Annotated in this window: 12 protein-coding genes; 6 read left to right on the top strand and 6 right to left on the bottom strand. The window is 72.8% G+C overall.

Annotated elements, in window-relative coordinates:
- Positions 1 to 180: 180 nt before the first annotated feature.
- Entirely contained in the window at positions 181 to 597 is a 417-nt protein-coding gene (locus tag J1M64_RS12315) for a DUF3040 domain-containing protein (RefSeq protein WP_096905650.1), read from the bottom strand.
- Positions 598 to 774: 177 nt separating this feature from the next.
- Complete coding sequence (locus tag J1M64_RS12310; protein WP_206474299.1) at positions 775 to 1,179, bottom strand: SAV_6107 family HEPN domain-containing protein; 405 nt, start codon at positions 1,177 to 1,179, stop codon at positions 775 to 777.
- 92 nt (positions 1,180 to 1,271) lie between these two features.
- Here J1M64_RS12310 and J1M64_RS12305 point away from each other — a divergent pair, with 92 nt between their 5' ends.
- The 3 genes from J1M64_RS12305 to J1M64_RS12295 are packed head-to-tail and all read left to right on the top strand — an operon-like array spanning position 1,272 to position 4,167.
- Positions 1,272 to 1,859 carry an N-acetyltransferase gene (locus tag J1M64_RS12305; RefSeq protein WP_206474298.1) on the top strand — a complete coding sequence of 196 codons (588 nt, stop codon included), beginning with the start codon at positions 1,272 to 1,274 and terminating at the stop codon, positions 1,857 to 1,859.
- Positions 1,856 to 3,442, top strand: coding sequence for an NAD(P)/FAD-dependent oxidoreductase (locus J1M64_RS12300; RefSeq protein ID WP_206474297.1), 1,587 nt, complete (start codon positions 1,856 to 1,858; stop codon positions 3,440 to 3,442). The genes J1M64_RS12305 and J1M64_RS12300 overlap by 4 nt, the downstream gene beginning before the upstream one ends.
- A complete protein-coding gene (locus J1M64_RS12295; protein ID WP_206474296.1) occupies positions 3,439 to 4,167 on the top strand; it encodes a DUF3153 domain-containing protein in 729 nt (242 codons plus the stop codon). The genes J1M64_RS12300 and J1M64_RS12295 overlap by 4 nt, the downstream gene beginning before the upstream one ends.
- Positions 4,168 to 4,194: 27 nt before the next feature.
- Here the strand turns inward: J1M64_RS12295 and metF are convergent, their stop codons facing one another.
- Complete coding sequence (gene metF, locus J1M64_RS12290; RefSeq protein WP_206474295.1) at positions 4,195 to 5,172, bottom strand: methylenetetrahydrofolate reductase [NAD(P)H]; 978 nt, start codon at positions 5,170 to 5,172, stop codon at positions 4,195 to 4,197.
- Positions 5,173 to 5,268: 96 nt separating this feature from the next.
- Here metF and J1M64_RS12285 point away from each other — a divergent pair, with 96 nt between their 5' ends.
- Positions 5,269 to 6,348 (top strand): polyprenyl synthetase family protein, encoded by a 1,080-nt coding sequence (locus J1M64_RS12285; RefSeq protein ID WP_206474294.1) that lies wholly within the window; start codon positions 5,269 to 5,271, stop codon positions 6,346 to 6,348.
- 3 nt (positions 6,349 to 6,351) lie between these two features.
- Positions 6,352 to 7,923, top strand: coding sequence for a polyprenol phosphomannose-dependent alpha 1,6 mannosyltransferase MptB (gene mptB / locus J1M64_RS12280; protein ID WP_307872429.1), 1,572 nt, complete (start codon positions 6,352 to 6,354; stop codon positions 7,921 to 7,923).
- Here the strand turns inward: mptB and J1M64_RS12275 are convergent.
- Entirely contained in the window at positions 7,892 to 8,260 is a 369-nt protein-coding gene (locus J1M64_RS12275) for an Rv2175c family DNA-binding protein (protein ID WP_206474293.1), read from the bottom strand. The two genes, mptB and J1M64_RS12275, sit on opposite strands and share 32 nt — an antisense overlap.
- Positions 8,261 to 8,391: 131 nt before the next feature.
- Between J1M64_RS12275 and pknB the strand changes: the two genes are divergently transcribed.
- On the top strand, positions 8,392 to 10,614 hold the full coding sequence (gene pknB / locus J1M64_RS12270) for a Stk1 family PASTA domain-containing Ser/Thr kinase (protein WP_241261449.1): 2,223 nt from the start codon (positions 8,392 to 8,394) through the stop codon (positions 10,612 to 10,614).
- 63 nt (positions 10,615 to 10,677) lie between these two features.
- Here the strand turns inward: pknB and J1M64_RS12265 are convergent, their stop codons facing one another.
- A complete protein-coding gene (locus J1M64_RS12265; RefSeq protein ID WP_067713735.1) occupies positions 10,678 to 12,084 on the bottom strand; it encodes a class II 3-deoxy-7-phosphoheptulonate synthase in 1,407 nt (468 codons plus the stop codon).
- Positions 12,085 to 12,120: 36 nt separating this feature from the next.
- Positions 12,121 to 12,618, bottom strand: a complete 498-nt coding sequence (locus tag J1M64_RS12260; RefSeq protein ID WP_067713732.1) for a polyadenylate-specific 3'-exoribonuclease AS — start codon at positions 12,616 to 12,618, stop codon at positions 12,121 to 12,123.

Raw genomic sequence — 12,618 nt, 5'->3', positions numbered from 1 at the left:
GTGGGGAGCACGGGTGGGACGTGGTGGGGAGGAAGGACGGAGCGCCGGCATCTCGGCCGGGACGGACGTTCCGGGTCGCGACGGGCTCCGGGCTGCCGGCCCGAGAGCGTCAGACAAATGGACGAAGGGGTGAGCGCGTGTGCGCTCACCCCTTCGTCGAAAGGCCGTGGGACGGGCCGGTCAGGGCTCCTGGTCGAACCGTCGGCGGAAGCGGTCCTCCATGCGGGAGGAGTAGTTCCGCCCGTCGGCGGGCTTGGCCGATGTCCGCCCGGTGCCGGGGACCCGGGGGCCGCCGGTGCCCTTGGCGCCGGCGGCGCCGTGCGACGGCGTGGAACGCAGCGCGAGGACACCGGCCGCGAACATGACCAGGAATCCGACGAGACTCAGGACCGGGAAGCCGCCGGGCTTGAAGTCGAGGGCGAGCCCGCCGATCAGAAGTGCCACACCGAGGATCGCCAGCGCGACCACCAGGCCCGCTGGACGACGAGCACCGGTCGCACCGGTCTTTCGGACAGACGACGCGAACTTCGGGTCGTCGGCGTAGAGCGCGCTCTCGATTTCCTTGAGCATGCGCTGCTCGTGCTCGGACAGGGGCACTTCGACCTCCTTCAGATGCTCGTGACGAACGAGCGCGGCCGGCTCGGTCGGTTCGCACCAACCGTGGATGGGGATCAGCCGGTCAGGGTTCCCACCATCATACGAGGGCAACGCGGCGGGTACCACCGGGATTCCCCTCTGAGACCTGAGGATTCCCCCGTCCGACCGCCCGGCTCCTCAGGCGGCGGGGCCGAGGACCCCCAACCGCTCGTCCACCAGGTCGAGAAACCTGCCCACCGCCCACAGGAAATCGTCCGCCATCCGGTCCGAGACGGTACGCGGGAGCCCGTCCTCGACCGCTGCCGCCAGGGCGGAGTACCCACTGAAGGCGGTCGCCCACCGCCCGAGCTCCGGCACCTCCGCCGCGAGCCGGTGCCACACGTCCGCGGGACCGCGCCGCCGCGGCCCGGGGGCCAGCAGCGCCCCGGCCGCATATCTCGCGGCGCGGTACGACTCGAGGAACCGCTCGGAGGGAGCAGCTGCGGCGATCGCACGCCCACGGTGCAGTTCCGCACGACTCGCCCGTCCGAGGGTTCCCACCGCTCCCCCGCCGGCCGTCCGCATCCTGTTCCTGGTGTCCATCTCCCCTGCACCTCCCCTTCTGCGCGCACGGTATCGCCGGGGTACGACACAACCGGACGCCCCGTATCCGCGCCCGTGATCAAATGGGGTCGATGGACACCGTGATCACCCGGCTCGATGCAGCCGACTTCCGAGACCGACTGCCCGAGGCTCTGGGGGTCTACGTCGACGCCATGGGCTATCCGCCGCAGGTGGTCCGCTCCCGGGCCGCAGCGTGGATGGAGCACAGCTACCGGGACGGCTGGTCCGGTGTGGCCGCGTTCGAGGCCCCGCGCCGACGCCTGCTCGGTCAGACCCGGGGGCAGCTCGTCGCCATCTGCTACGGCTACCACGGCGCTCCCGGCCAGTGGTGGTACGACCAGGTCTCCCGGGGACTGCGGGACCGGGACCGTGAGCTCCCGCCCGACTACGTGGAACTGACCGAGTTGCACGTCTCGCCGGGCCTGCAGGGGCGCGGCATCGGCGCGACCCTCGTGCGGACGTTCCTGGCCGACCGGCCGGAGAGCACGGTGCTCCTGTCGACCCCGGAGGTCGACGGCGAGGACAACGCGGCCTGGCGCCTGTACCGGTCGTTGGGGTTCACCGATGTCCTGCGTTCGTATCGGTTCCAGGGTGACGCGAGACCGTTCGCCGTCCTGGCCCGGTCGCTACCGCTCACCGATGGAGGAGATCGCGCGTGAACCCCCGGCATGACGTGGTGGTGATCGGCTCCGGCCACAACGGACTGGTGTGCGCCGCCTATCTCGCGCGTTCGGGGCTCGACGTGCACGTGGTCGAGCGGGACACGGTGATCGGCGGCGCCACGTCGACGGTCGAACGGTACCCGGGCCACCGCACCGACCGGGGATCCTCGGCGCATCTGATGATCCGCCACACCGGGATCCCCGAAGAGCTCGGGCTGGAGGCCCACGGACTGCGCTACGTGGACTGCGACCCGTGGGGCTTCGCGCCCGCTCCTCCGGGATCCGACGCGCCACCGATCGTCTTCCACCGTGATCTCGACGCCACGTGCGCCAGCATCGCCGCTGCCTGCGGTGAGGCCGACGCTGTCGCGTACCGGGAGTTCGTCCGCCGGTGGGACGTCCTGGCGGGACGGATGATGAAGGGGTTCGCGGTCCGTCCCACCGCCCCGGGTCTCGGGTCGGCGTTCCTCGGGGCCGATGACCTACGCGATCCGTTCGGCGCGGTCCAGACTTTCCTGTCCTCCGGTGACGCGCTGCTGGACTCGATGTTCACCTCGGAGCGCCTCAAGGCGGCACTGTCGTGGTTCGGTGCGCAGTCGGGGCCGCCGATGTCCCACCCCGCCACCGCCCCCATGATCGGGTTCGCCGCCCTGATGCACCGGATCCCACCGGGGCGCGCGATCGGCGGTTCGGGCGCGCTCGCGGAGGCCCTCACGGCCGCCGTCCGGGCGCACGGGGGGCAGGTCACCGCCGGTGCCGGCGCCACCTCGATCCGGCGCTCCGGGTCGGGATGGCGCGTCGACACGGAGGGCGGACGGTCCCTGTACTGCTCGGCCGTGGTCGCCGCCTGCCATGTCCACACGACCCTGGACCTCCTCGCCGGCGAACTCCCGGCAGCGACGTTGGACGGATGGCGACGGCGGATCAGGCCCGGTTTCGGACTGGGGATGGCCGTCAGACTGGGGACCGATGCACTACCCACGTATCCCGGCGTACCCACGAGCACCAGCGCCCACGGCCTGCAACTGCTCGTCACCGACCGACGGGACCTCGACCGCCGCTACGGCGTCGCCGCCGCGGGCGGCCTCGACGCCGATCCCGCCGTCCTGGCGATGAGCTTCAGCGCGCTCGACCCCTCGCTGGCACCGGCGGGCCGCCACGAGTTGACACTGTGGTCACAGTGGCACCCGCGCCACCTGGCCGACGGCCGTGGCTGGTCGGATGAGGGCGCCGCGGAGGCGGACCGGATCATCGCGGTCGCGGACCGCTTCGCGCCGGGGCTGGCAGACTCGATCGTCCACCGTCACGTCCAGACCCCCGAGGACCTGGAGACCGAACTCGGGCTGATCGGCGGGAACGTCATGCACGTGGAGATGTCTCTCGACCAGATGCTGCCGATGCGTCCCCACCCCGATCTGCGCGGTCACGCCGTGCCCGGGGCCGACGGCGTGTTCCTGGCGGGGGCCTCGACGCACCCCGGTGGCGGCGTGATCGGGACCAGCGGCAGGACGGTGGCTCGGCTCGTGACCCGCCGACTCGGCAGGTCGGCGCGGCGACGGCGGGGATCACGGGCACAATGACCGCCGTGACCCCGCCACCTCCGACAGCGAACGCCCCCACGAGCAGTGGCCGCTCCCGACTGCCCTGGCGACTGGCGGGCCTCACGGCCCTGACCACCCTGCTGGTGCTCCTGACCGGGTGCCTCCAGCTGAACGCCCAGATGAGCGTCCGAAAGGACGACACCGTCTCCGGCCGGATCCTGGTGGCCGGGGACCAGCCCGCGCAGGCGGCCGCGCTCGACCGGATCACCACGCCGTCCGGGCTCGAGCAGAAGGTCCGCATCACCCCCTACTCGGCGGACGGATTCACCGGCCGCGAGATCTACTTCACCCAGTTGACGTTCGCGGAGGTCGACACGCTCACGCTCGCGATCGACATCGAGGGCGCACGGCCGTACAGCCTGGGTTTCCGACGCAGCGGCGACACGGTGTCGTTCAGCGGTTCGGTGGATCTGTCCCTGCTGCCCGCCGACCGCGCCGAGACGGCGACCACCCGGGTCGACCTGACCTTCCCCAACCGCATCAAGGAGACCAACGGCACCATCGGGGCGGGCAACTCCGTCAGCTGGTCCCCGGCGCCGGGGTCCATCACGCGGATGCAGGCCTCGTCGTCGTATCCCGACCCGGCCGCACGCGGGTTCGCGGTGTGGATGATCGTCGGGATCGGCGCCGCCCTGCTGGTGTCCATCGGGACGATCCTGGCCGCCCGGACGTCCAGGGCCCGCGCCGACCGGCTGGTGCGCTGACCCGGGCCGCAACCCCACCGGGGCGGATCAGATCCTGCCGGCCGCCACCCCGGGGGCGGGGGCCATCGACAGGTTGGTGAGGACCTCGTGGGTGGCCTTGGAGAAGTTCAGGGTGTTGAAGTGCAGGCACGGCACACCCTCGGCGATCAGTCGCTCGCACATGCGGGTGGTGAGATCGATCCCGACCTCACGGACCGCCGCCCGGTTCTCCTCGGGCCCGTCCCCGGCCGCGGTCCGGAGTCGCTCGGCCAGGTCGTCGGGCAGGGCGCAGCCCGAGAGCTCGACCATCCGCTGGACCTGCCGCAGACTCGTGACCGGCATGAGCCCGGGGATGATGGGCTTGGCGCCCTGCTCCGGGTCGGCGGCGACGGCGCGATCCCTCAGGCGCAGGTAGTGCTCCACGTCCCAGAACATCTGGGTGATCGAGTACTCGGCGCCGGCCCGGAGCTTGTTCACCAGGATCTCGGAGTCGTGCTCGAGGTCACGGGCCCGGTAGTGCCCCTCGGGGAAGGACGCCACCCCGACGTGGAAGTCCCCCACCTCGTGGATCAGCCGGACGAGTTCCTCGGCGTAGTGCAGCCCCTCGGGGTGAGCCGTCCACTCGCCCAGCGGGTCGCCGGGCGGGTCCCCGCGCAGGGCGAGGATGTTGGACACCCCGACCTCGCCGTACATGCGGATCATATCGGTGAGCTCGGCGACCGTGTGGTCCACCGCCGTCAGGTGCGCGATCGGCAGCAGGTCGGTCTCGCGGACGAGCCGCTCGACGACCCGGACCGTCCGGTCCCGCGTGGATCCGCCGGCCCCGTAGGTGACCGAGACGAACGCCGCCCCGAGATCGGAGAACACGGTGGCGGCGCGCCAGAGTCGCTCCTCGGCGGCCTCGTCGCGCGGCGGGTAGAACTCGACGGAGAACGGAACCCTCGGGGTGGTCGACGTCGCGATCCGCTCCACGATGCTCGGGGGCCGGCCGCCGTCCGTCGGGTCGGAGTCGGGTAGCTGGGTCACCCGACCAGGGTAGCCCGACGCGCGCCGCGTCCGGCCGCCGCCCGACGACTAGGATCGTCGGCGACGAGGGCGGCCGGACACCGGCGCCCGGAAGGGATGGTGCCCGTGGTCTCGGCGACTCGCCCCGACGACGGAGAACGCGTCCTCGACGCGCTCCGCCGACTCATCGACGGACGGCGCACGGTCGTGGCGGGGGTCGACGAACGGGTCGACCGCCTGGCCGGCCTGCTCTCCGACTTCGTTCTCGACGGTGGCAAACGGATGCGCCCGCGGTTCGCCCTGGCCGGCTGGGCCGCCGCGAGCGACGCGGACGCCCCCGCCCCGGACGAGGTCGTGACCGCCTGCGCCGCGCTCGAACTGATCCAGGCCTGTGCGCTGGTCCACGACGACATCGTGGACGCCTCCGACACCCGGCGAGGCCGCCCCACCGTCCACCGGACGATCGAGGCCGCGCACCGCGACGAGGGCTGGGACGGGGACGCGGCCCGCTACGGTGTCTCCCAGGCCATCCTCGTGGGCGACCTGGCGCTGACGTGGGCCGACGAGATGTTCGTGACCTCCGGGGTGCCGCCCGAGGCCCTGGCCCGCGCGCTGGGTCCCTGGTACGCCATGAAGACAGAGGTCCTGTCGGGGCAGATGCTCGACATCCTCGCCGAGGCCTCGGGCGCCACCGACGAGCTCACCCCGGCCAGGGTGAACCGCTTCAAGACCGCGGCCTACACGGTCGAGCGGCCACTGCACATCGGCGCCGAGCTGGCGGGTGCCTCGGCGGAGACCGTGGCGGCCCTGCGGGAGTTCGGGGTGGCCGTGGGCCAGGCGTTTCAGTTGCGGGACGACATGCTGGGCGTGTTCGGCGACCCGGACGTCACCGGCAAGCCCTCCGGGGACGATCTGCGAGAGGGCAAGCGCACCCTGCTGCTCGCCCGTGCGACCTCCCTCGCCCCCCGCCGGGACGCCGAGTTCCTCCTCGGCGTCCTCGGGACGCAACCCGACGCGGCCACGCTCGAACGCGCGCGAGCCATCCTCGTGGAGTCCGGTGCCGTGGTCTCGGTGGAGGCCGAGATCGACGCGTTGACCACCCGCGCCCTGGACGCCGTGGCCTCCGATGCGATCAGCGACCACGGGCGGGACACGCTGCGGGCACTGGCGGAGGCCGCGACCCGCAGGCGGGCCTGATCCGTGCACGGAGCGACCGACCCCCGGCCGGAGGCGACCACCTCGTCGTCGTCGCCATTGTCGTCATCACCATCGTCGCGGATCCGCCGGACGACCACCGCGGCGACCGCCTCGGCCCGCGCCGCCCTGACCGGCCCCTCCGGTCCGGCGCTGTGGCGCGGCGTCCTCGGCTCGGTCCTGCTCACCATCGCCGGTTTCGGCGCGGGCGCCCTGCCCGTGGACGGCGGCGTCGCGGTCGCGGTGGGACTGCCCGGGTACACGTTCGGCCACGGTGAGGTCCTCGCCCTCATCCTCTGCTGGGCGGGCGTCGCGCTGCTGGTCACCTCGTGGCTCGCGCTCGGCCCCCGAGCGGTCTCGGGCCGCCTCCCCACCCGGGACGCCGTGTGGGCCACGGCCCTGTGGTCGGCGCCGATGCTGCCCGCGGTCCCCCTGTTCAGCCGCGACGCCTGGTCCTACCTGGCGCAGGGCGCCATGAGCGCCGCGGGAGTGGACCCGTACCACCACGGACCGGAGGCCAACCCCGGCCCCTTCACCGACGAGGTCAGCCCGGACTGGCGGTCCACCGCGACCCCGTACGGCCCGCTGCACCTGCTGCTCATGCGCGTCGTCGTGGCGCTGTCCGGCGGCCACCCGGCGGTGGGGATCGTCATCCTCGGGGTGGTGATTCTCGCCGCACTGGCCGCGCTCGTCGCGCTCGTGGTCGCCCTGGCCCGTCGCGCCGGGGTCGACGCCGGCGCGGCGGTGTGGATGGCGGGCGCCTCCCCGCTGTCCGTGATCCACTTCGCGGGCGGGCTGCACAACGAGATATTCCCGCTGGTGGCGTGCGTCGGCGCGGTGGTCCTCACCCTCGACCGGCGCTACGCGTGGGCGGGGGCGGCGATCGGGATCGCGGTGGCGTTCAAGGCCACCGCCGTGATCGTCGCGCCGTTCCTGCTGTGGATCGCCCTGGACCGGCGGCGGGCGTCGACCGGGGCGCGGCGGCCCCTCGTCGGCACCCTCGTCGACACCGGGGCCGCGGCGGGGGCCGCCGCCGTCGCGTTCGCCCTGGCGACCCTCGCCTCGGGCACCGGGTTCGGCTGGCTGGACGCGATCTCCGTCTCCGACCGGGTCATCAACTACCTCAGCGCGCCCACCGCCGCGGCGCACCTGGTCCACGCCGTGGTCGACACCCCCGGATTCGAGGACGTCCTGGCGGTCGCCCGCCGCGTCGGACGCGTGGTCCTCGGGGTCACCCTCGTCGTGGTGTGGTGGCTCCACCGGCGTGACACCCGCTCGGCGCTCCGCGGCATCATGGTCGCGCTGCTGGCCTTCGTCACCCTCAACTCGCTGGCCTGGCCCTGGTATTACGTGTGGGTGGCGGCGTTCTGGGTCGCCGCCCGACCCGGTCGACGCGCCACCACAGCCGCCGTTGCGGTGACCGTCTTCCTCGTGATGGCGATCGGACCCAACGGGTCGACCAGCCTCTACAGCCCCGCGCTCGTCGGGGCGGCCCTCGCGGCATCCCTCGCCGCGGTCTGGTGGTGGCGGCGCGCCACCGCCGGGGTCAGAACGCCATCGCCTGGGCGCGCCGCATGACCTCGCGGGCGCGGTGACCGTGTAGCGCGTCGGCCGGCCGGCCGGGCAGGCTGTCGTCCTCGGCGAACAGCCACCGCAGGATCTCCTCGTCCCGGTAGCCGCCGTCCCGCAGGACCGCGACCAGCCCGGGCAGGAAGCGCACGACCTCGTCGTCGTCATCCAGGAAGGTCGCCGGCACCACCACGATGCCCGCTCGCCGCACGGCGAGCAGGGTCCCGTCGCGCAGGAGATCGTGCACGCGGGTCACAGGGATGTCCAGGCGCTCGGACACTGCGGGGAGGTTGATGGTCTCGACGTCGGCGGGCAGGACGTCGTCGGCGTGCGGAACGGTACTCACCCCGCCCAGGTTAGTCCCACGGGCGCGCCCTGGCCCCACCGGCGGTGCCGGCGCGGCCGACGGCGTCGGGCAACGGACCCCGTCCGCTCGGGACGTACCGCGGACGGGACGGGAGGGGCAGAATGGACGACATGAGCACTTACGACGGGAAGCCCCCCGGCCCAGGGACCCTGCTCGACGGGCGATACCGGCTCGACGCCGTCATCGCCCGCGGCGGGATGTCCACCGTCCACCTGGCCACCGACGAGCGGTTGGACCGCCACGTCGCCGTCAAGCTGCTCGATCCGACCCTCGCCGGGGACAAGGCGTTCGTGGACCGCTTCACCCTCGAGGCCAGGTCGGTGGCCCGACTGTCGGATTCCGGCATCGTCCAGGTCTTCGACCAGGGCGTCGAGGCCGACACGGCGTTCCTCGTGATGGAACTCGTGCCCGGAGGCACGTTGCGGGAGCTGCTCGACGAGCGTGGCCCCATGCCCCCGTACGCCGCGGCCGGCGTCCTGCGTCCGCTCCTCGGCGCCCTGCGGGAGGCCCACCAGGCCGGGCTGGTGCACCGCGACATCAAGCCCGAGAACGTGCTGATCTCCGGCAGCGGCGCGGTCAAACTCGCCGACTTCGGCCTGGTCCGGGCGGTGGCCGAGTCCCGCGCCACCTCGAGCAGCGTGGTGATGGGCACGGCGGCCTACCTGTCCCCCGAACAGATCTCCGGCGCCGACACCGACGCCCGGTCCGACCTGTACTCCCTCGGCGTTCTCGCCTACGAGATGCTCACCGGGGAGCCACCGTTCAGCGGTGACAACACCATCGCCGTGGCCTACCGTCGCCTCGACACCGACGTGCCGGCCCCCTCCGACCAGTCCGACACCGTGGCCGAGGACCTCGACCACCTGATCCTGCGCGCCACGCGACGCAGCCGTGAGGACCGCTACGCCGACGCCGGCGAGATGCTGCGGGACCTGGACCAGGCCGCCAGGATCGGCCGGTTCCCCGACTATGTCGTCCCGGCACCACGGCAGTCCTCGTGGTCGCGGGCGCGGGCCAACGCCGCGCGGGCCACCCCGGGCGGGGAGTCCGAGTTCGACGCCGCCGACCGTGAGAGCGGAGAGGCGCTGAGGCGGGGCGGCGGGCCGACACCGACGCGGGTGGACACCATGGTGGCCCCGGCGGCGGCGGGTCCCGGGGCGGGAGCGGGGGCCGGCCCTGCTCCTGCGCACTGGCACGGCACGGGATCGGGCCACTATCCCCCCGGCGGCAACGAGCCCGCGCCCGACCGGGACGTCATCCGGCCCCGCCGCCAGCGCGGCATGCTGTGGCTCATCGTGGTGCTCGCCGCCGCGATCGGCCTGGCCGTGGCCGGCTGGTGGCTGGGTTCCGGCCGGTTCGTGGAGGTGCCGTCGGTCCAGGGTATGTCGGTGGGGCAGGCGACCGAGGCGGTCAACGCCGTCGGGTTGGCCGCCGCGACCCGCGACGCCTTCAGCAACGACGTCCCCCCGTCCGCGCTGGTGGGCACCGACCCCGCGGCGGGCGAGCGGGTGCCGCGCGGCGACACCGTCGATGTGTTGGTGTCCGTCGGTCGCCCCGTGGTGCCCGAGGTCGGCGCCGACAGGTCGGCGGACGCCGTGTCCGCAGCGCTGCGGGAGAACTCACTGGAACCGGTCCGGGGCGGGAACGAGTACTCGGACTCGGTACCCGTCGGCCAGGTGGTCTCCCTCCAGCCGGGCGCGGGCACGACCGTCGACGTGGGCACCCGGGTGGCCATGGTGACCAGTTCCGGCCCCGCACCCGTCGCCGTCCCCGAGGTCGTGGGCCTGGAGGAGGACCAGGCGCGCGCGGCCCTGGAGGGCGCGGGCCTCACCGTGTCACAGGTCAGACGGGTCTACGACGACGAGGTGGACGGCGGCGCGGCCGTGGGCACCGACCCGGACAGCGGAACCGACGTGTCCCGCGGGGACGGGGTCGTCCTGCTCGTCTCCAATGCACTGACCGTGCCGGACCTCCGGGATGTGCCCCTCGACGAGGCGACCGGGATCCTCGAGGACGAGGGGTTCACGATCGTCCGCGAATCGCCCGTGACCGATCGTCAGATCTCCGACGGCCGCGTGGTGCGCACCGATCCGCCCGCCGGGACCCGGCTCGACCCGACGAACGCGGTGCTGCGGGTCGTCCCGTCGGACGCGGTGACCGTCCCGGTGGTGCTGGGTTCGCGGGCCTCCGACGCGCGCCGGACGCTGCAGGACGCCGGGCTCGAGGCCACCATCGACTCGGGAACGTCGAGGGGGATCGTCTACGGCCAGACCCCGCTGCCCGGCCGGGTGGTGGCCAGGGGCAGCGAGGTCGAGATCGACGCGCTCGGCTAGGACCGGCCGCGTCTCCGGCGCGGCCGGCCGTGCCTCCGGGGCGCGAGGCCGGCCCCTACGGCGTCAGCTGCGCAGCATCTCCGCCACGAGGTAGGCGAGCTCGAGCGACTGCTGGGTGTTGAGGCGCGGGTCGCAGGCGGTCTCGTAGCGACCGGCCAGATCGATGTCCGAGATGTCCTGGGCTCCGCCGAGGCACTCGGTGACGTCCTCACCGGTGAGCTCGATGTGGATGCCACCCGGGTGGGAACCGAGAGCGTGGTGGACCTCGAAGAAGCCCTGTACCTCGTCGATGATCCGGTCGAAATGGCGGGTCTTGTACCCGTTGGACGTCGAGTGCGTGTTGCCGTGCATGGGGTCGCACTGCCAGATGACCTTGTGGCCGGTCGCCTCGACGGCCTGGACGATCGGCGGCAGCGCGTCGCGGACCTTGTCGTTGCCCATCCGGGAGACGAGCGTCAGTCGACCCGGCCGGTTGTGGGGGTCGAGCTTCTCCACGTACTCGACCGCCAACTCGGGCGTGGTGGTGGGACCGATCTTCAGGCCGATCGGGTTCTGGATGAGCGAGGCGAACGCCACGTGGGCGTCGTCGATGCCGCGGGTCCGCTCCCCGATCCACAGGAAGTGCGCCGACAGGTCGTACAACCCCTGCTCGGCGTCGCCGGTCAGGCCCGTGCCGTCGTCGGCCAGGCGCAACATGGCCCGCTCGTAGTCCAGGACGAGCGCCTCGTGGGAGGAGAAGATGTCGGCCGAGCGCAGGTTCTGGTCCGAGACCCCGCACGCGTCCATGAAGCGCAGGCCACGATCCACCTCGGCGGCGAGGGCCTCGTAGCGGGCACCAGCGGGCGAGCCCGCGACGAACTCCATGTTCCATTCGTGGACGCGATGCAGGTCCGCGGTGCCCGACGCCGTGAGGGAACGGACCAGGTTCATCGCCGCGGCCGCGTTGGCGTAGGCACGGACGAGCCGGGAGGCGTCGTGCTCACGGGCCGCCTCGTCCGGCTCGAGCGCGTTGACCATGTCGCCGCGGTAGGACAGCAACCCGGTTCCGTCGCGGTCCGCCGAGCGGGGCTTGGCGTACTGGCCGGCGATCCGGCCGACCTTGACCACGGGCATCGACGCACCGTAGGTCAGCACGACCGACATCTGCAGCAGGGTGCGGATCACGCCCTTGATGTGCGGCTCGGTGTTCGCCTCGAACGTCTCGGCGCAGTCACCGCCCTGGAGCAGGAACGCACGCCCGTGCGCCACGTCGGCGAGGCGATCGGAGAGGTGCTCGACCTCGGAGGCGACGCAGATCGGCGGCACGCTCTCCAACACTTTGCGCATCGCCGCGGCGTGACCGGGATCCCACGACGGCTGCTGAAGGGCGGGCCGCGAGAGGGCGTCCGCCAGCTGCCGATCCAGGTCCGCGGAGAGCGGCGGGAGGTCGGGGAGTTGCGCGATGTCGACGTCGACTGTCCAGTTGCTCACCCCGGCGACGATACGCCACCACCGGCGGAGCGGGCCTCAGAGACCCAGGTGGGGCGACTTCGCCGCGATGGCGCGGAAGCGCATCGCGGCGTGGCGGGCGTCGGCGAGGGCGTCGTGTTCCCCTCCCGGGTGTGCGGGCAGGTCGGGCTTGCCGGCGGTCTCCCAGAGCTGGCGGACGTCGCGCGTGAACCGGGGCATGGCGGCGGGAAGGGCTGTCATGTCGCCCCACAGCTGGCAGACGGCCACGTGGTCGTACGCCCCGATCCACGCCCACATCTCGACCCCGCCGGTGGGCGGCGCGGTGACGAACTCGTAGAGCTCGTCCCGGATGCGGCTCCGGGACATCCACGCGGACGACGACGGGTTGGGCAGCTTCGGAAGGACGTTGCGCCGCACCCACGGCCCGGCCGCCGAGGCGTCGAAGTCGGTGGACACGGCGTAGAACTCCCGGCCGTCCTCGGCGACGATCCCCACGGAGACCAACTCGATCGTCGTGCCGTCCTCGATGAACTCGCAGTCGTAGAAGTAGCGCAC

Source organism: Dietzia sp. KRD202, from assembly GCF_017168155.1.
GTDB classification, from domain to species: domain Bacteria; phylum Actinomycetota; class Actinomycetes; order Mycobacteriales; family Mycobacteriaceae; genus Dietzia; species Dietzia kunjamensis.
Note: the sequence above shows the minus strand (reverse complement) of the source record. Positions and strands in the feature narration are given on the sequence as shown.